This window comes from Actinomadura sp. 6K520 (genome assembly GCF_004349245.1).
In the GTDB taxonomy this organism is placed as follows: Bacteria; Actinomycetota; Actinomycetes; order Streptosporangiales; family Streptosporangiaceae; genus Spirillospora.
Genome location: NZ_SMLC01000022.1, coordinates 1 through 19,867, shown reverse-complemented (window position 1 = coordinate 19,867; position 19,867 = coordinate 1). Strand labels below are relative to the sequence as shown.

At 72.1% G+C, this 19,867-nt stretch carries 23 protein-coding genes; 8 read left to right on the top strand and 15 right to left on the bottom strand.

The window, feature by feature from the left end; all coding sequences use genetic code 11:
- Nucleotides 1-5 precede the first annotated feature (5 nt).
- The 3 genes from E1289_RS08640 to E1289_RS08630 form a co-directional block, all read right to left on the bottom strand.
- Nucleotides 6-506 carry a hypothetical protein gene (locus E1289_RS08640; RefSeq protein WP_131977145.1) on the bottom strand — a complete coding sequence of 167 codons (501 nt, stop codon included), beginning with the start codon at nt 504-506 and terminating at the stop codon, nt 6-8.
- Nucleotides 503-1,048, bottom strand: coding sequence for a helix-turn-helix transcriptional regulator (locus E1289_RS40070; RefSeq protein WP_279487076.1), 546 nt, complete (start codon nt 1,046-1,048; stop codon nt 503-505). Before E1289_RS40070 ends, E1289_RS08640 begins: the two co-directional genes overlap by 4 nt.
- A 107-nt stretch (nt 1,049-1,155) precedes the next feature.
- On the bottom strand, nt 1,156-2,148 hold the full coding sequence (locus tag E1289_RS08630; protein ID WP_243712706.1) for a neutral zinc metallopeptidase: 993 nt from the start codon (nt 2,146-2,148) through the stop codon (nt 1,156-1,158).
- A 108-nt stretch (nt 2,149-2,256) separates the two neighbouring features.
- On the opposite strand from E1289_RS08630, the gene E1289_RS08620 reads away from it, so the two are divergent.
- Nucleotides 2,257-4,035, top strand: a complete 1,779-nt coding sequence (locus E1289_RS08620; protein WP_243712705.1) for a DUF2207 domain-containing protein — start codon at nt 2,257-2,259, stop codon at nt 4,033-4,035.
- Nucleotides 4,036-4,201: 166 nt separating this feature from the next.
- Here the strand turns inward: E1289_RS08620 and E1289_RS08615 are convergent, their stop codons facing one another.
- A complete protein-coding gene (locus E1289_RS08615) occupies nt 4,202-4,522 on the bottom strand; it encodes a hypothetical protein (protein ID WP_131977143.1) in 321 nt (106 codons plus the stop codon).
- A gap of 148 nt (nt 4,523-4,670) precedes the next feature.
- Here E1289_RS08615 and E1289_RS08610 point away from each other — a divergent pair, with 148 nt between their 5' ends.
- On the top strand, nt 4,671-5,918 hold the full coding sequence (locus E1289_RS08610) for an MFS transporter (protein ID WP_131977141.1): 1,248 nt from the start codon (nt 4,671-4,673) through the stop codon (nt 5,916-5,918).
- Between the two features lie 40 nt (nt 5,919-5,958).
- Nucleotides 5,959-6,357 carry a hypothetical protein gene (locus tag E1289_RS08605; protein WP_131977139.1) on the top strand — a complete coding sequence of 133 codons (399 nt, stop codon included), beginning with the start codon at nt 5,959-5,961 and terminating at the stop codon, nt 6,355-6,357.
- Here E1289_RS08605 and E1289_RS08600 read toward each other — a convergent pair.
- Nucleotides 6,354-7,340, bottom strand: a complete 987-nt coding sequence (locus E1289_RS08600; RefSeq protein WP_131977137.1) for an asparaginase — start codon at nt 7,338-7,340, stop codon at nt 6,354-6,356. The genes E1289_RS08605 and E1289_RS08600 overlap by 4 nt on opposite strands.
- A gap of 17 nt (nt 7,341-7,357) precedes the next feature.
- A complete protein-coding gene (locus tag E1289_RS08595; RefSeq protein ID WP_131977135.1) occupies nt 7,358-8,185 on the bottom strand; it encodes a 3-keto-5-aminohexanoate cleavage protein in 828 nt (275 codons plus the stop codon).
- A gap of 32 nt (nt 8,186-8,217) precedes the next feature.
- Between E1289_RS08595 and dtd the strand changes: the two genes are divergently transcribed.
- Nucleotides 8,218-8,643, top strand: coding sequence for a D-aminoacyl-tRNA deacylase (gene dtd, locus E1289_RS08590; protein ID WP_131977134.1), 426 nt, complete (start codon nt 8,218-8,220; stop codon nt 8,641-8,643).
- A gap of 19 nt (nt 8,644-8,662) precedes the next feature.
- Here the strand turns inward: dtd and E1289_RS08585 are convergent, their stop codons facing one another.
- From E1289_RS08585 to E1289_RS08570, 4 genes are all read right to left on the bottom strand, one after another.
- Entirely contained in the window at nt 8,663-9,151 is a 489-nt protein-coding gene (locus E1289_RS08585) for a hypothetical protein (RefSeq protein WP_131977132.1), read from the bottom strand.
- A gap of 80 nt (nt 9,152-9,231) precedes the next feature.
- Nucleotides 9,232-10,218: a glycine cleavage T C-terminal barrel domain-containing protein gene (locus E1289_RS08580; RefSeq protein ID WP_131977130.1), complete on the bottom strand. Its 987-nt coding sequence runs from the start codon at nt 10,216-10,218 to the stop codon at nt 9,232-9,234.
- A 9-nt stretch (nt 10,219-10,227) separates the two neighbouring features.
- Entirely contained in the window at nt 10,228-10,644 is a 417-nt protein-coding gene (locus E1289_RS08575; RefSeq protein WP_131977128.1) for a transcriptional repressor, read from the bottom strand.
- Nucleotides 10,645-11,008: 364 nt separating this feature from the next.
- Nucleotides 11,009-11,494: an FABP family protein gene (locus E1289_RS08570; RefSeq protein WP_131977126.1), complete on the bottom strand. Its 486-nt coding sequence runs from the start codon at nt 11,492-11,494 to the stop codon at nt 11,009-11,011.
- A gap of 194 nt (nt 11,495-11,688) precedes the next feature.
- On the opposite strand from E1289_RS08570, the gene E1289_RS08565 reads away from it, so the two are divergent.
- Both E1289_RS08565 and E1289_RS08560 read left to right on the top strand, forming a co-directional pair.
- Entirely contained in the window at nt 11,689-12,051 is a 363-nt protein-coding gene (locus E1289_RS08565) for a DsrE family protein (protein WP_131977124.1), read from the top strand.
- Nucleotides 12,052-12,840: 789 nt separating this feature from the next.
- Nucleotides 12,841-13,863, top strand: coding sequence for a TerC family protein (locus E1289_RS08560; RefSeq protein ID WP_131977122.1), 1,023 nt, complete (start codon nt 12,841-12,843; stop codon nt 13,861-13,863).
- Nucleotides 13,864-13,885: 22 nt separating this feature from the next.
- Here the strand turns inward: E1289_RS08560 and E1289_RS08555 are convergent, their stop codons facing one another.
- From E1289_RS08555 to E1289_RS08545, 3 genes are all read right to left on the bottom strand, one after another.
- Entirely contained in the window at nt 13,886-14,605 is a 720-nt protein-coding gene (locus tag E1289_RS08555; RefSeq protein WP_131977120.1) for an SDR family oxidoreductase, read from the bottom strand.
- 11 nt (nt 14,606-14,616) lie between these two features.
- Nucleotides 14,617-15,414, bottom strand: coding sequence for a helix-turn-helix transcriptional regulator (locus E1289_RS08550; protein WP_207928867.1), 798 nt, complete (start codon nt 15,412-15,414; stop codon nt 14,617-14,619).
- Between the two features lie 102 nt (nt 15,415-15,516).
- Complete coding sequence (locus E1289_RS08545; RefSeq protein WP_131977116.1) at nt 15,517-16,077, bottom strand: DinB family protein; 561 nt, start codon at nt 16,075-16,077, stop codon at nt 15,517-15,519.
- A gap of 97 nt (nt 16,078-16,174) precedes the next feature.
- Between E1289_RS08545 and E1289_RS08540 the strand changes: the two genes are divergently transcribed.
- The gene (locus tag E1289_RS08540; RefSeq protein ID WP_131977115.1) at nt 16,175-17,167 is read left to right on the top strand and encodes a YafY family protein; all 993 of its coding nucleotides are present in this window, start codon (nt 16,175-16,177) and stop codon (nt 17,165-17,167) included.
- Nucleotides 17,168-17,180: 13 nt separating this feature from the next.
- Here the strand turns inward: E1289_RS08540 and E1289_RS08535 are convergent, their stop codons facing one another.
- Nucleotides 17,181-17,813, bottom strand: a complete 633-nt coding sequence (locus E1289_RS08535) for a TetR/AcrR family transcriptional regulator (protein ID WP_131977113.1) — start codon at nt 17,811-17,813, stop codon at nt 17,181-17,183.
- A gap of 202 nt (nt 17,814-18,015) precedes the next feature.
- On the opposite strand from E1289_RS08535, the gene E1289_RS08530 reads away from it, so the two are divergent.
- The gene (locus E1289_RS08530; RefSeq protein WP_131977111.1) at nt 18,016-18,489 is read left to right on the top strand and encodes a carboxymuconolactone decarboxylase family protein; all 474 of its coding nucleotides are present in this window, start codon (nt 18,016-18,018) and stop codon (nt 18,487-18,489) included.
- Nucleotides 18,490-18,509: 20 nt separating this feature from the next.
- On the opposite strand, the gene E1289_RS08525 is transcribed toward E1289_RS08530, so the two are convergent.
- A complete protein-coding gene (locus E1289_RS08525; protein ID WP_131977109.1) occupies nt 18,510-19,676 on the bottom strand; it encodes an acyltransferase family protein in 1,167 nt (388 codons plus the stop codon).
- Nucleotides 19,677-19,867: the final 191 nt, after the last annotated feature.

Sequence of the window (19,867 nt, the reverse complement as noted above, 5' to 3'; positions counted from 1 at the left end):
CGCGCTCAGGCGCCGTTCTTCTTCGCGGTGGAGCGGCCCTGCGTCCTCCCCTGCGCGGGCTTGCGCGCCTGGGAGGTGCGGGCCTTCGTGCCCGCGGCCGGCTTCGCCTCGGCCGACTCGGCCTCGGTCAGCTCGGCCACCTCGACGGCCTCGCGGTGCACGACCTTCTTGCCGCGCTCGGCGAGCTCGTCGATGAACCCGGCCGCCCGGGTGCCGAAGTGCGTCGCGTAGGCGACGGCCGCGCCGGGCAGGTCCTTGGCGTCGACGCGCTCCTGGTAGCGGGAGACCTCGCCGCGGTAGCGCTCGACGGTGTCGCGCACCTGGTAGCGGTAGCGGTCGACCGTCTCGCGGACCTCGCCCTGGTACTTCGTCGCGGTCTCACGGGCACGGCCCTGGTACTTGGTCACCTGCTCCGGGACCTCGCGGATCTTCTCCACCGCGAAGTCACCGGCGCCGGCCACGGCGTACACGGCCTTGCTCTCACGGAAATTGCTGGCCAGCGTCATCCGACCTCATCCTTTCCATCCTGTTCGGTGTGCTCTGGAATGGCTCGTTCGGGGACATCCGGTTCGTACGCCACTCGCCCGGCGCGGCCGCGCTCGGAAGCGCGTGCGGCCGCGTCGCCGCCGGCCAGGTAGCCGTCGGCCGCGCCGCCGCCTGCCGCGTCCTGTTCGGACTCGGCGTGCCCTCCCGGGAAGATGCCCGCCGCCTCGTTCTCCTTGAGGAACGAGGCGTAGATGTCGAGCATGACCTGCTTCTGGCGTTCGGTGAGGAGCAGGTCGTCCCGGACGGCCGCCTGGACGTCCGTGTCGGCCTCGCGGTCTTCGAGGATTCCGGCCTGCACGTAGAGCGCCTCGGCCGAGATGCGCAGCCCCTTGGCGATCTGCTGCAGGATCTCGGCGCTCGGCTTGCGCAGCCCGCGCTCGATCTGGCTCAGGTACGGGTTGGATATCCCGGACACGTCCGCGAGCTGACGCAGCGAGATCTTCGCCCGCGTCCGCTGCTCGCGTATGTACTCCCCGATGGAGCCGACCTTCGAACTTGCCATGTCTCCACCCTGCGTCATGGTGCTTGCAATTGCAAGCAGCCTAGCTAGCACTCGGCGGTGAGTCCGCTCACATGCCGCCGCGCAGGGTGGGCGAAATGGGGGAAAAGCTAGCTGACCTTGGCGGACGGCACCGTCCAGGTGTTGCAGACGGCGAGCCGGCGCCCCTCGTAGCCGGTGACGACCCAGCCCGCGTAGTGGCGTCCCGAGCCGTGGTCGCGCTTCTCGGGCGGCAGGCGCTCGTCGCCGCGCCCGCGCACGTCCCTGATCATGGCGTTGAACTGGTCCTGCGTCATCGGGAGCGTGACCCGCTCGGTGCCGAGGAACGCGCCCGCGAAGCACTGCGCCTGCAGCTCGATGCGGCGGCTCGCCTCGTTGCGCCGCCGGATGTCGCCGGTGTCCATCAGCCGGTTCCCGTAGAGCAGGATCCCGGCCCGGTTCTGGACGTGGTGACCGTACTCGTGCGCGATGACCCGCGCGAACACCGACCAGTTGGAGAGCGGCTCACCGCCCGAGGTCTCCACGACGTGCCGGACGCCCACGTACATCGTGTCGTTGGCCGGGCAGTAGAACGCGGACGCGCCCGGCGCCGGGTAGGTGCCGCAGGGGCTGCGCCCGGGCTGGTCCCAGAACACGCGGTCGGGCTCGTCGAACCGCATTCCCGCCTTGCGGAACTGCCGGGACCACGAGCTGTCCAGGCAGTCGCCGAGCATGTTCATGAACCGGCGCATCGACGCGCTGCTCGGCTGGATCGAAGGCACCCGGCAGTTCACCGGCGAGAGCGGGCCGGTCTCGTAGAGCTTGTTGCCGAGGGCCTGCTCACGGGCGGACCCTCCGCCGCCGGACGTGATCGGGGGCCGGGTGGTGGTGGCGGCACCGCTCTGCCCGACGAGGAACGTCGCCCCGAGGATCGCGATGACGGCCACCGACGTGAGGGCGCCCAGGATGCCGGCGATCGTCCCGCCCGCGCTGCGGCGCGGCGGCGGGCGCATCGGGACGTAGCGGTACTGGTGCGCGTACGGCGGCCGCATGGGCGGGCGGCCCGGCGGCCCGTACGGAGGCGGGCCGTATCCCGGCGGACCGTATCCCGGCGGACCGGGCACGGGGCGGCCGTACGGGTGCGCCGGGGGCCGCCCCGGAGGGGGCGGTGGGGGGTACTGACCAGCCATAGCAGAGAATCATCGCACGCATTCCCGCTACCATTTGCGGCCATGTCAGCTCTTGCGCCGTTCTTCCGGGTACGGCCGGTCATCCTGGCCTGTTCGGCCCTCGCCCTCCTGCCCGTGATGGCCTGCACCGCCGCGGCCGCGTCCGCGTCCGAGCCCGCCGCGCGAGCAGCCGCGGGCCAGGCGGGGCAGGCGGCGCAGGGCCGGGTGCTGAAGGAGGACGCCGTCCTCACCACCGGCCAGGGCGGCGTGGTCCGGGTCAGGGAGACGATCGTCTACCGGTTCGCCGGGGAGAAGGGCTTCGAGCGGACGTTCCCGACGCGCGAGCACGAGAGCCTGACCGAGGACCGCGTCCACCGGCTGTCGAACCTGCGGGCGAGCAGCCCCGACGGCGGCCCGGCGGAGGTCACCTCGTCCAGCGAGGACACTCGGACCACCGTCCGGGTGACCGGCGGGCGGGAGCTGACCGGCGACCACACGGTCGTCCTGGAGTACGACCTGCGCGGCGCGATCACCCGGATGGGGCAGGCGGAGGAGTTGCGCTGGCCGGTCATCGGCGGCTGGAAGGTCCCGGTGGACGAGGCGCGCGCCACCGTGGACGCCGGCGCGGCGATCCGCAACGTCAACTGCTTCACCGGGCCGATCGGCAGCACGATCGGCTGCACGCAGTACTACATGAACCACACGCACACGCAGGGCGTCTACGCCCAGCAGGGGATGCTGCCCGGCGAGTACGTCACGGTCGTCGCGGGCCTGCCGGCGGGCACGACCGGCGGGCAGGCCCTCTACGAGCGGCGGCACACGATCGCGACCGCGTTCGCCGTCAACACCGTCACCGCCTCCGCGCTCGTGGGCCTGCTGGTGCTGCTCGTCGGCGGCGTCGCGGCCCTGTACCTGCTGCGCGGGCGCGATGCGCGCGTCGTGGTGAAGAAGGCGGCGGAGGGCGACCACGCGCCGGTCGCCGGGTCGGAGTTCGAGCCGCCGGACGGGGTGCGCCCCGGCCAGATCGGCACGCTGATCGACGAGCAGGCCGACGTCATCGACGTGACCGCGACGATCGTCGACCTCGCCGTCCGCGGCTACCTGCTGATCGAAGAAGAGGACAGGGCGGTGACCGGCCGGCTCGACTGGACGCTGCGCAGGCTGGAGCGGCCCGTCGCCGACCTGCTGCCCTACGAGCGGATCCTGCTGGACGCGCTGCTGACCGCCCCGGACGGCACCGCCCGCGAGTCGGTGCAGCTGTCGGAACTCGGCGGGACGTTCGCCACGAAGCTCGCCCAGGTCAGGTCCGCCATGTACGACGACGTGGTGAAGCAGGGCTGGTTCGCGCGCCGGCCCGACACCGTCCGGTCGCGGTGGACGCTCGCGGGCATCCTCGTGACGGTCCTCGGCATCGGCGGGACCGTCGCGCTGGCGCTCACCACCGAGTGGGCCCTCGCGGGACTCGCGGTCATCATCGCGGGCGCGGCGCTGGCGTACGGCGGCCAGTACATGCCCGCGAAGACGGCGCGCGGCTCCACCGTCCTCGCGCACACGATCGGTTTCCGCGCGTTCCTCGAACGCGGCGTCATCCCGGACGAGGACGAGACGGCGTCCCGGCAGCGGATCGCGCTGTTCTCCCGGTTCCTGCCGTACGCGGTCGTGTTCGACACCGTCGCGACGTGGGCCGAGACGGTCAAGGACGCGGGCGAGCGGGCCGAGGGCGCGGACAACCTCTACTGGTACGAGGGCCCCGCCGAATGGGACCTGTCGAAGTTCGCCGAGTCGATGCGGACGTTCGCCCTCGCCACCTCGGGCTCCATCTCGCAGTCCCGCGGCATGTGACGCGGCACCTGAACAGGCGGGGCGGGGCGGACCCGCGGTGACCGCCGGGAGGGGTCTCGACGATCACCGCGGGCTCGGACAGCGCCCGCCGGGCGGGGTGCGGGGCATGGGTGCCGATACCGGCGGGCGCCGCGTTCCTGGGGGATGTTCCTGGTCAACGGCATGGTCAACGGCGTCTGCGAAAACGTTTCCCGCGCTTGGCGCCGGTTGGCGGCTCCGTCTCGCGGACCTGCTGGGCCTCCCGTTGGATCACCGGAGGCGGGACGGGGTCGCGGCGCGTCCGCTGGGCGGGGCTGCCCCGGATCACGCCGCCCTGGACGGGACCCCGGTGCGGCATCCCGGCGGGCCCGCCGGGGGTCCGCCGGCTCCAGCGGTGCCGCGAGGTCAGCAGCGTCATCGCGATCCAGACGACGAGGGCGGAGAAGATCACGATGGGCGCGATGACGTAGAGGTAGCCGTCACCGAGCCGGGTCGAGCTGGCGAGCATGGCGGCACCTCCTCGCCCACGCCCTTACCCGACGGCACGCGGCTAATCATGCTGACCGCCGGAGTGCTCGCCGGGAGTGCCGTGACCCGCCCGTAAGATGTCTGGCGTCTTTCTTGAGGGGGTTTCTGGTGGGAGCGGGCGGGGCGTCGTGACCGCGCGGCGGCCCGGGCCGGCCGGTTCGCTGCTGATGATCGTCCTCGTGGCGGTCAGCCTGCGGCCGGCGATCGCGGCGGTCGGGCCGGTGCTGACCGAGATCAGCGACGAGTTCCGGCTGTCCGGCACGGCGGCGGGCGCGCTGACGACGCTGCCGCTGCTGTTCTTCGGCGCCTACGGGCTCGTCGCGCCGTTCCTGCGCAGGGCACCGCGCGCCGAGACGCTCCTGGTCAGCGCGATGGCGCTGCTCGTCGCGGGGCTGCTCCTGCGGCTGCTGGACGCCCCGTTCCCGCTGTTCGCCGGGTCGCTGGTCGCCGGAATCGCGATCAGCATCGGCAACATCGCGGTGCCCTCGATCATCAAGCGGGACCATCCGACGCGGATCACCACGGTCACGGCCGTCTACACGGTGGCCGTGACGAGCGGCGCGTCCCTCTCGTCCGGGCTGGTCGTGCCGGTCGAGAACCTCTTCGACTCGTCGTGGCGGCTGCCGCTGGGCCTGCTGGCGATACCGGCGGCGCTCGCCGGGCTGCTCTGGGTGCCGCGGGCGCGCAGGGCGGCGCACGCGGCGCGGTCGGCTCCCCGCCCGGCGTCGTCGCGGGGCGTGGCGGCCATGGTCTGGCGCTCCGGCCTGGCCTGGAACGTCACCGTGTTCATGGGCGTGCAGTCATTGCTGGCGTACGTCGTGCTCGGCTGGCTTCCGACGATCTGCCAGAGCCGCGGGATGGACGAGACGTCCGCCGGGTTCGTCCTGGCCGTGTCGGCGGCGGTACAGGCGGTGGGGTCGCTCGCCGTCCCGCTGCTGGCCCGGCGGACGCGCGATCAGCGTCCGCTGGTGCTCACCACGGCGACGCTGTCGCTCCTCGGCTTCATCGGGGTCACCTGGGCGCCGATCGGGACGGTGTGGGTGTGGGCGGTGGTGCTCGGTCTGGGCCAGGGCATCGGGTTCGCCACCGCGCTGTCGTTCATCGGGCTGCGCGCCCACGATGCCCAGGTCGCGGCGCAACTGTCGGGGATGGCGCAGGGCGTCGGCTACGTCATCGCGGCGCTCGGGCCGCTCGCCGTCGGCGCCCTGCACGACGCCACCGGCGGATGGAGCGTTCCGATCGCCTGCGTGCTCGGGGTCGTCCTCGTCATGGCGGTGCCCGGACTGGCGGCGGGACGCAACCGCACGGTCGGCGACCCCGCCGAGCCGCCCCCGGATGCGGTTAACACGGGATTTAGCGGACACATCCCTGAATGAACCCGTGCGAGGCCCGTAACACCCCCGGGAGGTGGACCGAATGCTCGCCACGATCCTGGCGGACCCGGCCCTGGCCGAGACCGCCCCGCGCGGCCCCTGGGTATGGGCGTGGATCATTCCCGTGGTCGCCGTGGTGGCGCTGCTCGCCCGCTTCTACATGATGCTGACGGCGTCTTCCCGGCCGATCCACCCGGACCGCAGGAACGACCAGGACAACCACCGCGGCATGGAGCAGGGCGGCACGTACACCTACCGGCCCGGGATGTTCTCCCACAGCTACCCGCCCTCGCGGGCGTCGCAGGCCGAGGAGTTCCGCCACGACAACCCGCAGCCGGGCCGGGAACCGAAGAACCCGTGGCCGGACGGCCTCCTCTACGAGCAGACCGTCTTCAAGGAGGAGTTCGAGGAGCTGAAGGCCAGAAACCCCGACAACGCCTAGAAGCCGGTGAAGAGGCCCGAGGTGGGGCGGACGGCGCCGACGACGGTGCCGCCGCCGCGGACCTGGACGATCGACAGTTCGTCCAGCACGGCCTTGTCCGTCCGCTCGGCGGCCGGGCCCTCCTCGACGCCGAGTGCGCGCAGGAGGGCGACGGTGACGGGTGTCCGGGCCCGCATCGCACCGTCGTCGATCTTGACGGCGCCGGAGCGTCCGTCGGCGAACGCGAACGCGTCCACCCCCTCGGCGCCGCACTTGACCAGCAGCCCCGGGACGGCCTCCATGAGCCGCCGCTCCTCGCGCCGCGTGCCCGACGTCCACTGCGGGTGGGTGCGCATCGCGTCCGCGACGCGCCGTTCCGGCATGCCGGGCCCGGCGAGGACGAGCGCGCGTAACGCCCGCGCGACCCCCACCGGGGACAGGGCGAAGAGCGGCGCGCCGCAGCCGTCGACGCCGACCGCCGTGACCGGCTCCCCCGCGAGTTCCTCGACCGTCTCCCGCACGGCCGCCTGCAGCGGGTGGCCGGGGTCGAGGTAGGTCTCCGTCGGCCAGCCGGCGGCGACACAGGTGGCGAGCATCGCGGCGTGCTTGCCGGAGCAGTTCATGCGGATGCGCGAGGCCCCGCCGCCCCCCCGCGCGACGTCCTGCTGCTTGGCGGGGTCGAGCGGCCAGCTCTCGGGGCAGCGCAGGTCGGCGGCCCCCAGCCCGGCCCCGGCGAGAATCTTCTCCACCCCCTCGACGTGGAACTCCTCGCCCGAGTGGCTGCCGGCGGCCAGCGCCAGCAGCTCCCCGTCCAGGCGGAGCCCGGACCGCAGCATCGCGACCGCCTGCAGCGGCTTGTTCGCCGAGCGCGGGAAGATCGGCACACCGGGGTCCCCGGCGCGGACCGCGACCGACCCGTCGGCGGCGAGGCCGACCGCCGCGCCGCGATGGCGGGACTCCACGAACCCGGACCGTTCCACCTCGACGAGCACAGGATTGATCATGCCTGCGTTTTGCCCGGTCACCGGGCCTTGATGCCTAGCAGCGCACGTGCGTCCGACGGCCGCATCGGCGGGCGCTGGGCCAGCTGGGCGGCCTGCGCCGCCCGCTCCACGAGCTGGACGTTCGCCGTCACCGGCCGTCCCTTGGCGAAGGTGACCGTGTCCTCCATGCCGACCCGCAGGTGCCCGCCCGCCGACAGCGCCGCGAACAGCACGGGCAGGGACGTCCGCCCGATGCCGGTCGCCGACCATGTCGCGCCGTCCGGCAGTGCCTCGACGGCCGCGACGAGCGTCCGCGCGTCCCCGGGCATACCACCGGGGACGCCCATCACCAGGTCGCAGTGGACGTGCCCCCCATACGGGAGGCCGTGCTTGTCCAGGAGGCGGTTCAGCGCCGCGATCTGCCCCAGGTCGAACAACTCGAACTCTGGGACGACCTCCCGCTCCTGGGTGCGTTGATAAAGCTCCACCATGAACGGCCAAGGGTTCATGAAGACGTCGTCGCCGAAGTTCACCGTCCCGCAGGTGAGCGAGCACATGTCGGGCTCGGCGTCCAGCACGCGCAGCCTGTCCTCATACGGGTCGGTGACGGCGCCGCCCGTGGACAGCTGGACGATCAGCCCCGTGCTCTCCCGCAGCGCCCGCACCGTGTCCCGCAGCCGGGACAGGTCGAGCGTGGGCCGCGCGTCGTCGTCGCGGATGTGCACGTGGATCACGGCCGCGCCGGCCGCCTCGCACTCCTTGGCCGTCTGGACCAGTTCCTCCAGGGTGACGGGCAGGGCGGGGACGTCCGACTTCGCGGACTCCGCGCCCGTGGGCGCCACCGTGATGAGCGTCGTTGCTCCCATACGCGGCAGAATACGCGGCAGAATGCACGTCCATGCGTGCGGTAGTCCAGAGGGTGAGCCAGGCCAGCGTGTCCGTCGAGGGACGCGTCGTGGGCGCGATCGACGGGCCGGGGCTGATGGTCCTCGTCGGCGTGACCCACGACGACGACCCGGGGAAGGCCCGCAGGCTGGCCGCCAAGCTGTGGGGCCTGCGGATCCTCCAGGACGAGAAGTCGTGCTCGGACGTCAACGCGCCCCTGCTCGTCGTCAGCCAGTTCACCCTTTACGGCGACGCGCGGAAGGGCCGCCGCCCCACCTGGACGGCCGCGGCCCCCGGCCCGGTGGCCGAACCCCTGGTGGACGCGGTCGTCCGCGAGCTGAGGGCCCTCGGCGCGAAGGTCGAGACCGGCGAGTTCGGCGCCGAGATGAAGGTGTCCCTCGTCAACGACGGCCCCATCACCCTGATCGTGGAGATCTGACGGTCCCGCCGAGGAGGCGTCAGCGGAAGCCGTAGACCGTGCCTACGAGGGTTGCGATGGTGCCGAGGGCGGCGAGGACGACCAGGGAGCGGTCGGCCGGGGTGAGGCGGCCGCGGACGTCCGGCGAGTGGACGACGACGCCGGTCTCCGGGTCGGTGTCCTCGGCCCGCTTCTGGAACGGGTTGCGGAGCCCGGCGAGCCGCCAGAGCGCGTCGTTCTTCATATCCTGGTGGTTCGGGCCGCAGGCGAACAGCCGCCCCCGGACGCGCTTCGTGCAGGGGTGCCCCTGCCGCTTCAGCACCCGGCACAGCGTCGGCACGAGCAGGAACTCGTACAGGCACCACGTCAGCAGCCCGAGCAGCGCGACCCGCCACGACTGGAACCACCAGGCGGCCCCGGCGAACGCGGCGAACAGGGCCCACCACAGCAGCGCGGACTCCCTGCGCGGAAGGCGCCGGGCACCCTTCCGCGCCGCCGACGGCTCCGGTCTCCCCAGGTTCGGGACCATCGGTAGGAATCCACCTTTCCCGGGCGGCATCAGGTGAGAAATCGTCTGTATCAGACGATATTGCCCCGGGGGTCGGTGAGCTACCCGTGTTTCGCGGGCCGGCGGCGAAGAGCGATCTGCGCGTTCGCCCCGGTGTCCGGCGACACCACGACCTCCTGCGCCGCCGCGACCCCGCCCGCCAGCAGCTCGGTGTCCACCGGGACGTTCCGCTTCACCATCGCCAGCGCGACCGGGCCCAGCTCGTGGTGCCGGGCCGCCGACCCGACGAACCCGACGTTCCGCCCGCCGGGGATCTCCACCGGGTCGCCGTGCGCGGGCAGCCGGTCGACGCTGCCGTCCAGGTGCAGGAACACCAGGCGGCGCGGCGGCCGCCCGAGGTTGTGGACGCGGGCGACGGTCTCCTGCCCCCGGTAGCAGCCCTTGGCCAGGTGGACGGCGGTCTCCACGTACCCGGCCTCGTGCGGGATCGTCCGGTGGTCGGTGTCGACGCCGAAGCGGGGCCGGTGCTCGGCGATCCGCAGCGCCTCGTACGCCCACATCCCCGCCGGGCGCAGCCCCTCGGGGAACTCGCCCCGCGGCACGACGCGGGTGACGGTCCCGGCGGCGTCCGGCCAGGCGAGCGTCCCGGGTTCGGCGGGACCGGGGCCGGTGACCACGGCGTGGGACGCGGAGACGTCCGCCACCTCCACGCGCAGCATGAACCGCATGCGGTCGAGGAACTCCGCCAGCGGCGCCGCCGACCCGGGCTCCACGTGCGCCCACACGGCCTCGCCGTCGTCGATCAGGAAGAGGTGGTTCTCGATGTGGCCCTTGGCGCTGAGCAGCAGCGCCTCGGTCGGCTCGAACGGCTTCAGCGCGTCCACGTGCTGGCTCAGCAGGCTGTGCAGCCAGCTCAGCCGGTCGGGACCGGAGATCCGGACGACGCCCCGGTTGCTCCGGTCGACGAACGCGGCCCCGTCCTCCAGGGCGCGTTGTTCCTGCGAAGGCTCCCCGTAGTGCGCGGCGACCTCCCGGTCGGGCGCGTCCGCGGGAACTGCTCCGGGCGTCTGCAACAGCGGGCTCTCCATGGCACCAGGCTACGTGGCGCGGCAGTCCTTGCAGCGCCCGTACACCGTGAGGTGGTGCACGTCCGTCGCGAAGCCGAAGTCGCGCCGCAGGACGTCGGCCAGCCCCGTCGCCGCCCGCGGATCGACGTCCTGGACGGTGTGGCAGCCCCGGCACACCAGGTGGATGTGCTCCGCATCGGCCGCCAGGTGGTAGTTCGGCGGGCCGTGCCCAAGGTGCGCGTGCTTGACCAGGCCGAGCTCTTCGAGCAGCTCGAGCGTCCGGTAGACGGTGGATATGTTCACGCCGCGGGCCGTGCGCTGGACCTCGGTGCAGATCTCCTCCGGGGTCGCGTGCTCCAGGTTGGTGACCGCCTCAAGCACCAGCTGGCGCTGCGGCGTGACCCGGTACCCCTTCGCCCGCAGCTCCTCCTGCCACGACTCGACCATGCCCCAAGTCTAGAACCCGGTTCCGGGTGCGGCTCCCCGCCGCGGGTTCCGCCGTGGGAAAACCGGCTTGCCCCTGCGCGCGGCGCTCGCATAGCGTGCTTGGTACGCGCGAAAGGAGGTGGTCCAAGAAATGATTGACTCTAGGACTCGCGAGGTGGCTGTCCGCTAGTCGCCGTCCCGCCTCGGCGCCGCCGCCCCGGCGGTGGCAACCGGTCGCGACGGCGACCGGCGAATACCAGGCAGACACCCGGTCCCCGGACCGATGGACCCGTCCTGTCCATCACCCGCCCGAGCGGGAAGGTCCGGGGATCGTTCATGTCCGGGGGCGTTCGTCTCCGGGGGCGTTCAGGACCGGGCGCTCGCGTCAGCCGACCCGCTTGAGCTGGGCGGACAGGTGCGACTGGAGGTTGTGCCCCATCGCCGCCATGTCGTAGGCCCAGCCGAGGTCCTCGCCGATCAACCCGTACAGGCGGTGCCCGCCCGTCACCTCCTTCGCCGACTCCGTGCGGGCGACGACGTCCGTCTGCAGCTCGACCCGCGTGAACGCCACGTTCCCGACGTAGATCTCGACGATGCCCGTGGGGTGCGCCAGCGTGACCTCGACCTTGTGGTCGGGGCGCGGCCTCCAGTAGCCCGTCTCCATGCCCAGCGGCCGCCCGAGCGTGCCGTCCTCCTCGATCAGCCACGTCCGGCTGGCGTAGACGAGGAACGGCTTCCCGGTGTGGGTGAAGGACATCTCCTGACCGAAGTTGAACGACTCGATCGTGGGATAGCCGCCGACGCCGGCTCCCTCCCAGGTGCCGAGGAGGAACTTCAGCGGCTCGAGGTCCGGGTGCAGCTCAGGATCCATGGGCACCGAGCGTAGCGGCGACACCGCCGGGTCGGCGCCCGTCCGCCCCCGATCCGCTACTTGAGCCGTCCGAGCCGGATCACCAGCAGGACGGCCGCGACCGCCATGAGCCCGAGGACGAGGACGAGGATCCCCGCGTTCACCATCCCACCCATAGCGCGATGCTACGCGGGGACCGCGGCTAGAGTGCGGCTATGGCGAGACCACTGGTGATCAAGGTCACGGCGGGGGCCGACGCACCCGAGCGCTGCAACCAGGCGTTCACGGTGGCCGCCGCCGCCGCGGCGAGCGACGTGCCCGTCTCCCTCTGGCTGACCGGCGAGTCCGCGTGGTTCGCACTGCCGGAGCGGGCGGGGGGGTTCTCACTGCCGCACGCCACTCCCCTGGACGACCTGCTCGCCGTGATCCTCTCCGCCGGGCGCGTCACCCTCTGCACCCAGTGCGCGGCCCGCCGCGGCATCGGCCCGGACGACGTCCTCCCGGGCATCCGCATCGCCGGGGCGCCGACCTTCGTCGAGGAGATCACGACCGACGGCGTCCAGGCTCTCGTCTACTGACGCGGCGCGGGCCGCCGCGAAGGCGAGGACGAGACCGGCCGCGGCGGCACCGGCGAGACCGAGCATGAGGTCGCCGATGGTGTCGCGGTAGATGGACACGCTCTCGGGGGTGTCCAGGATGAAGACGCCGTACTCGAAGAACTCCCAGAGGATCGCCGCCGCGGCACCCATGCCGGTGCAGCACAGCGCGAGCGCCCAGGACGGGAGGCGGCCCCACCGCCGCAGGCCCAAGCCGCCCGCGGCGCAGAGCAGCGCCCAGTTCCCGAAGTGGCACGCGTCGTCGAACCATGTCACGGTGTCGTACAGGTCGGCGGCGTTCCCCGCGACGTCGATGAGGAACGGGGCCGTCACGAGAAGGTCGATGTCCCACGGAAACGCCCTGCCCCGGCCCCGGAGCGCCCAGACCAGCGTCACGAGCATGACGGCGGCGGGATAGGCGGCCACGCGGACGCCCATCGCCTTGTCCGCGAACCGGTCCCACTCGGGGAAGGCCACGGCGAGCGCGAGGAGGACGGCCAGGGCCGCCTTGGCGAGGAGGGCGAGGGGACGCCAGCGCGAAGTATCCATGCCCGCAGCCTGCCGTCCGCGCGCGGGCGGCCACATCGGCGCAAGTACTCATCCTGTACCTGGGTCGAACTCACCCGGCTCCGGGGGCGGCCGGGGGGCTTCACACCTCGGTGTGCCGTCGTACACCGGCCGGTATCGTCGGCGTCACCGCGCGTTCGACGGTAGAAGCGCCGCAGAACGGATATACGACAGCCGTCGCCTCGCACCGAGTGGAGCCGCCGCATGGTCGAAATATCCGCATGGGCCTGGACCGCGACGATCGCGTTGGTCGTCGGGCTCTTCGTGCTGGATCTCCTGGTCGCCGTCCGGCGGCCGCACGCGGTCGGCATGCGCGAGGCGACCTTCTGGTCGGTGTTCTACATCGCCGTCGCGCTGCTGTTCGGCCTCGCCGTGTGGATGCTCGTCGGCTCGACGGCGGGCACCGAGTACTTCTCCGGCTACGTGGTCGAGAAGAGCCTGTCGGTCGACAACCTCTTCGTGTTCGTGATCATCATGGCGCGGTTCGAGGTGCCGGCCGAGTTCCAGCAGAAGACCCTGCTGTTCGGCATCGCCGCCGCGCTCCTCCTGCGGGCCGTCCTGATCGCGGTCGGCGCCGCGGCGATCAGCCTGTTCTCCTTCACCTTCCTGATCTTCGGCCTGGTGCTGATCTGGACGGCGGTCCAGCTCATCCGGCACCGCAACGAGGAGCCGGACGTCGAGGAGAACTTCCTGGTGCGCCGCGCCCGCAAGCTGTTCCCGGTCAGCGACGACTACCACGGCGGCCGGATGATCGCCCGGGAGAACGGCCGGCGCGTCGCGACACCGCTGCTGATCGTGTTCGTCGCCATCGGGAGCACGGACCTGCTGTTCGCCCTCGACTCCATCCCGGCCGTGTTCGGCGTGACGAGCGAGCCGTTCATCGTCTTCACCGCCAACGCGTTCGCCCTCCTCGGGCTGCGCGCCCTGTACTTCCTCGTCGAGGGCCTGCTGGACCGCCTGGTCTACCTGACGATCGGCCTGTCGTCGATCCTCATCTTCATCGGTATCAAGCTGATCCTTCATTTCCTGCACGAGGACGTCTCCAAGTCCGTGCCGGAGATGCCGACGCCGCTGTCGCTGGGAGTGATCCTCCTGATCCTGGTCGTGACGACCGTCGCCAGCCTGCTCCGCGTCCGGACCCACCCGGAGGAGAAGGCCAAGCCCGGCTCGCTCCGCGCGGTCACGAAGAAGCAGCCCCACGAGCAGGAGGACTCGGCCGGCTCCTGACAGCGGGACGCCACCGGCCTGGCTAGAGGATGAGGCCGCCCGTCACGCGGATGTTCTGCCCGGTGATCCAGCGGGCGCCGGGCCCGGCCAGGAACGCGACCACGTCCGCGATGTCGTCGGGCGTGCCCAGCCGGCCCAGCGCGGTGAACGCCGTGGTCTGCTCAAGCGCCTCCGGCGAGTTGGTCTCCCGCAGCAGGCCGGTGTCGGTCGCACCGGGAGACACCGTGTTGACCGTGATGCCCCGTGCCCCGAACTCGCGCGCCGCGACCGCCGTGCACTGCTCCAGCGCGGCCTTGCTCGCCGAGTACAGCGCCAGGCCCGGGACGGGCAGTCCGGTGTTGAGCGTCGAGATGTTGACGATGCGGCCGCCATCGCGCAGCAGCGGCTCCGCACGGCGCATGGCGAGCAGCGGGAACTTCGCGTTCACCGTCATCACGCGGTCGAACAGTTCGCCGGTGATGTCGCGGAGCGGGGTGGGCGGATTGACGGCGGCGTTGTTGACGAGGATGTCCAGCCCGTCCGCGACCGGTTCGAACAGCGCGTCGAGGCTGCCGACGTCCTCCTGGTCGGCCTGGACCGCGACCGTGCCCGCGACCTCCCGTGCGAGCGCGTCCGCCGCGCCCTTGTCCGCCCGGTAGCTGAACACCACCCGGGCGCCCTCCCGCGCGAGCCGCCGGACGATCGCCCGCCCGATTCCCCGTGAGCCACCCGTCACGAGGGCCGTCCTGCCGTTGAGCGTCATGGCCCCGGACGCTAGCCGGTGGGCCGCCCGGTGTATTGAAGCAATGCGCACAGTTCGGTGGGCGTGACCCCGGTCATCGCCCGCACCTCGCGGTTGAAATGCGGCTGGTCGGCGTACCCGCAGGCGACGGCGGCCCGGAACGCGCCGGACGTGCCGAGCACCTGCGCGGCCCGCTGGAACCGCGCGACCCTCGCGACCGTCTTCGGGCTGAGCCCGATCTCCCGCCGGAACCCGGTCTCCAGCCGGCGCCGGCTCACGCCGATCTCCGCGGCGAGGTCCCCGACGGAGATCCCGCCCGCCGCCTCCTGCAACCGCCACCACCCCAGCATGGCCGGCCCGTCCGGTCCCTTCCCGGGGCACAGCCACCTGGTGAGCAGGTCGTCCAGGACGGCGAACCGCGCCGGCGGGTCCGGCGCGGCGGCCAGCCGCTCCGCGAGCTCCCCGGCCCGGCGCCCGAGCACGTCCGCGAGCTCGACGGCCGTGCCGGTCAGGAGGCACATCGGCGTCCCCAGCAGGGCCCGCGCCCCGGCGACCGTCAACCCGACCGTGACGCCGCGCCGCCAGCCCGCCTCCCCGTAGACCATCGGCGCGCCCCGGGCACCGAAGGCCAGCGGGCCCGGCCCGTCGAGGTCGACCAGCAGCGTGACCAGGTTCAGCGGCAGGACCCGGCGCCGCACGACTCCCGGCGTCCCGGTGCGGAAGTCCCCGTATCCGGCGACATACGGCCGCAGCGCCGCGGCGGGCGGCCGGGCGGCCGTCGCGCACCGCTCCTCCCCGGCCCGCAGCAGCACCGAATGCACCTGGGTCACAGCACGATCCTCACGTCCGCCGTCCCGCACGGACCCACCCTCCACCACGATCTTCATGGCGTCGAGCCGGCGCGGGACGGGGACGCGCTTTCACGCTTTGGGTCAGCCCATGGTCTTGGAGCCGTCCAGGGACTCCCGGATGATGTCGGCGTGCCCTGCGTGCTGGGCCGTCTCGGCGATGATGTGCATGAGCACCCGCCTGGCCGACCAGTGCGCGTCCTGGAACCACGGCGCCTTGGGGAGCGCCTGGGTCGCGTCCAGGTCGGGGAGGGTGGCGACCAGCTCGTCGGTGCGGCGGGCGACCTCGGCGTACGCGTCGAGCACACCGGCCAGCGTCTCGCCCGGAAGCATCCGGAACTCGTTGTCCCGCTGCGCGAAGTCCTCTTCGGTCATGTCGTCGAAGTCGCCCATCGCGGACGAGCCGTGCAGGATGAAGTCCACCCATGCTCGCTCGCCGTTGGCGACGTGCTTGATGAGGCCGCCGAGGCACAGCTCACTCGCCGTCGTCCGCATCCCGACCTGCTCGTCGCTGAGGCCGCGGGTGGTGAAGCGCAGGAAGTGCCGGTGCTTGGCCAGCATCGCCAGCAGGTCGGCGCGCTCACCGGTGGGCTCCGCGGCCAGGTCACGGGTGCCCGGGTTCTCCGTCGTCGCGTTCACAGTCATGGCCTCCGCCTTCGATCGCTCTTGCTCCGTCGAACGAACACCACGTTAGGAGCCATAGCGGCCACTTTCTGACCGGAAGTGCCGGAGAATGGGAGACATGGCGAACACCAGCGACCGGACGCTCCGCCTGCTGTCCCTGCTGCAGACCCACCGCTACTGGCCCGGAGGCGAGCTGGCCGACCGGCTGGGCGTCTCCGCCCGCACCCTGCGCCGGGACATCGACCGGCTGCGCGAGCTGGGCTACCCGGTCCACGCCCAGCGCGGCATCGACGGCGGCTACCAGCTGGCCGCGGGCGCGACGCTGCCGCCGCTGGTGATCGACGACGAGGAGGCGGTCGCGCTCGCGGTCGGGCTCCAGGCCGCGGCGCAGGGCGCGGTGGCGGGCATCGCCGAGTCCTCGGTGCGCGTGCTGGCCAAGGTCGTGCAGGTCATGCCGGCCCGGCTGCGCCACCGGGTGGAGGCGCTGCGCGCGATGACGGTGCCCGCGGAGTGGGGCCGCCCGGCCGGGACGGACATCGACTCCGCCGTCCTCACCACCATCGCGCTGGCCTGCCGCGACAGCGAACGGCTCCGCTTCGCCTACACCGACGCCCAGGGCCGGGCCACCGACCGGCACGTCGAGCCGCACCGGCTGGTGCCGGTCGGGCGCCGCTGGTACCTGGTCGCCTACGACCTCGTCCGGCACGACTGGCGCAGCTTCCGCGTCGACCGGCTCAGCGCCCCGGACGGCACCGGCGCCCGGTTCCGTCCCCGCGAGCTGCCCGCCGCGGACGCCGCCGAGTACGTCCGCGGCAGCCTGCGGGAGCCGCCGCCGCACTCGTACCGGGTGGAGGTGCTGGTCGACGCGCCGGCGGCGGCCGTCCGGGCGCGGATCGGCCGCTGGTGCACCGTCGAGGAGATCGGCGCCGAGCGCTGCCGGGTGCGGATGATGTCCGACACCCTGGACTGGCCCGCCATGGCGATGGGCATGGCCGGCGCCGACTTCCGGGTCGTGGAGCCGCCGGAGCTGCTCGACCGGCTCAACGACTGGGGAGAGCGCTTCACGCGCGCCGCGGCCCCACCGCCCGGCGGAGCGATGAACACGGCGTGAGTCGGCGGGCGGGTCAGTTGCGCGCCATCGCCCGGGTCCGGCCGTTCGGGGGCGGTGCCTGGGGGACGAGCAGGCGGTCCATCAGCACGTGCAGGTGCCGCCGGAACGACTCGACGGCGGCCGGGTCGTCGGCCTTCCTCATGCCCCGCGGGCGGTCGAAGAGGCCCGAGCCGAGGAAGCCGTGCACGCACCAGACCATGGTGCCGAGCAGGTAGTAGGTGTCGACGTCCGGCGGCACCAGGCCCCCGATCCTCTCGGCGACCAGCTCGAAGAGGGGCCGGGCGTAGCGGTCCTCCAGTTCGGAGAGGTCGGCGGCGTCGGCGACCCAGCGGTGCGCCCACAGCGCGCGGTTCTGCGGGTTCGCGACGTGGAAGTCCAGGTAGGCGTCCATGATCTCGTGGACGGCCGCCGGGCCGCTGCCGGCCTCCGCCACGGCCGCCTCCAGCACCGTCCGTTCCGCCTCGAACGCCTGCCGCATGACCTCGATGTAGAGCGTGCGCTTGTCCCCGACGACCTCCGTGATCGCCGAGGTGCGCACGCCCAGGGCGTCGGCGATGAGCTGGAGTGGCGTGCCGTCGTAACCGAGCTCTCCGAACAATCGGGCGGCGCCCTCGATGATGCGTTGACGTGGGATGACATTGGACATTCCGCCACATTAGGCGCCCAACGCCCTGATCCGGCGCCCCGCCAAGTCAATGGCGTTCCAAATCATCGAAAAACTTCATAGTGCCGACGTTTAACAGGACTCGACCGCCGCTTGCCAGGGTGCGTGCTGCCCGCCCGATGTCACATCCCACCGGGCCGCCCCGTCGAAGGGGTGGAACAGTCGACACCCTAAGGAGAGCACCATGGACGCCCGCCTCGACTACTTCGGAAACGCCGTCCTGCCCCGCCTGCTGAAGCACCTGCAGTCGGCCGACAAGGTCCTGCGGAGCTCCGGGCTGCCGGCCGCGACGCAGGAACTGGTGAAGATCCGCGCCAGCCAGATCAACGGGTGCGGTTACTGCCTGGACATGCACACCAAGGACGCCACCGAGGCCGGGGAGACCCCGGCGCGCCTCAACCTGGTCGCGGCCTGGCGGGAGGCCACGGTCTTCACCGAGGCCGAGCGGGCGGCCCTGGAACTCGCCGAGGAGGGCACGCGCATCGCCGACACGGCCGGCGGGGTCAGCGACGAGACCTGGGCCAACGCCGCCAAGCACTACGACGAGGACCAGCTCGCCGCCCTGGTGTCCCTCGTCGCCCTCATCAACACCTGGAACCGCATGAACGTCATCACCCGGCAGCCCGCCGGCGGCTACGTGCCGGGCCAGTGGGGATGACGACCGGGTAGCCCCGACGGTTACGAGGAGGAACCGCCGTGGCGGGACGACCGTCCCGCCGCGGCCGGCGTCCTCGTGGACGCACCGGCCGACATGCCGCACGTGGTCGGCGTCCGCGCGCCGACGTGGTTCGAGGGTGCCGGGGGCGGGGTGCGGCGCCGGAAAAGCCATTCCGCCCTGGGTTCGACCAGGCAGCGGGTGGCCCGGACGACCGGCGGGGTGCACAGCAGGGCGGCCACCGCCGCGGCGGCGATGGCGCTGATCAGCACCCCGGGGACGGTCTGCACGAAGGCGGTCCGGTGAAGACCGAAGTAGACCACGGTCATGATGCCGAGGCCGTGCAGCAGATAGGCGTACAGGGTCTTGGTGCCGAACGGGGTGAACCAGGTCCGCCGGCCGGGGACCAGCGACAGGACGGCGGCGGCGAGAACCGTGGCGAGGCACAGCACGCCCAGGTGGATGAACACTCCGGGGAACGCCTTGACGCCGAGCCACTGGTAGCCCCGGTCCCAGTAGGTCCAGTACTCGGGGACGTAGCGTCCGCCGGTGTAGAAGAAGGTGACCCCCGCGGCCAGGACGAGGACGCCGACGGCGGACATCCCGGGCTTCTTCAGGAACTTGATGTGCTCGCGCCGCAGGCACACCCCCAGGACGAAGAACGGGAGCAGCGCGAAGAGGCGCCGGAGCGTGAGTTCGTGCGGCATCTCGTGGGTGTAGGAGATGAGGGTGAGCGCCACGGCGATCGCCAGCGGCCAGCGGACGTTCCGCCAGAACGGGACGGTCAGCCGCCAGATGATCACCGACATCAGGAACCACATGAGGTAGGTCGGCAGCAGGATCTGCAGGGTGAAGGCGGCCGCACCGGTGGCCCAGGCGTAGGTCGCGTAGCACAACTCGAAGATCAGGTAGGGCAGGGCGAGCCCGGTGACGAGACCGCGCACCTTGGAGTCGGTGAAGGCGAAGTTGCGCGCCAGATGACCGGTGATGACGATCAGCAGCGGCATCCGGAAGGTCTGGAGCAGCAGCACCGCCGGATGCGTCGCGTCATTCGGCGGGAACAGGGTCACCGTGTGTCCGACGACGACCAGGACCACCGCCAGGAAACGGGCGTTGTCGAAGAAGGGGTCCCGATCCTGCCGGCTCTCCGCAACCTCGGCTGACTTGACAATTTTGACGTCGTACCCCATGAAACTCCGGGTCTCGATCCGCCTACCGGGGGATATTTCGCGTTGGTTCGGCTACGTTACCGGCTGACCACGGTGCCGTACTCCGCCCCCCGCGCCACCGACCGCCCCGCGAGCCACCGAGGCATCGCCCGCGTGCCCGCCCGTCCTGTGGGTGTTCGCGTTCAGCCCGGCCGACACGTTCAGGGCTTGGG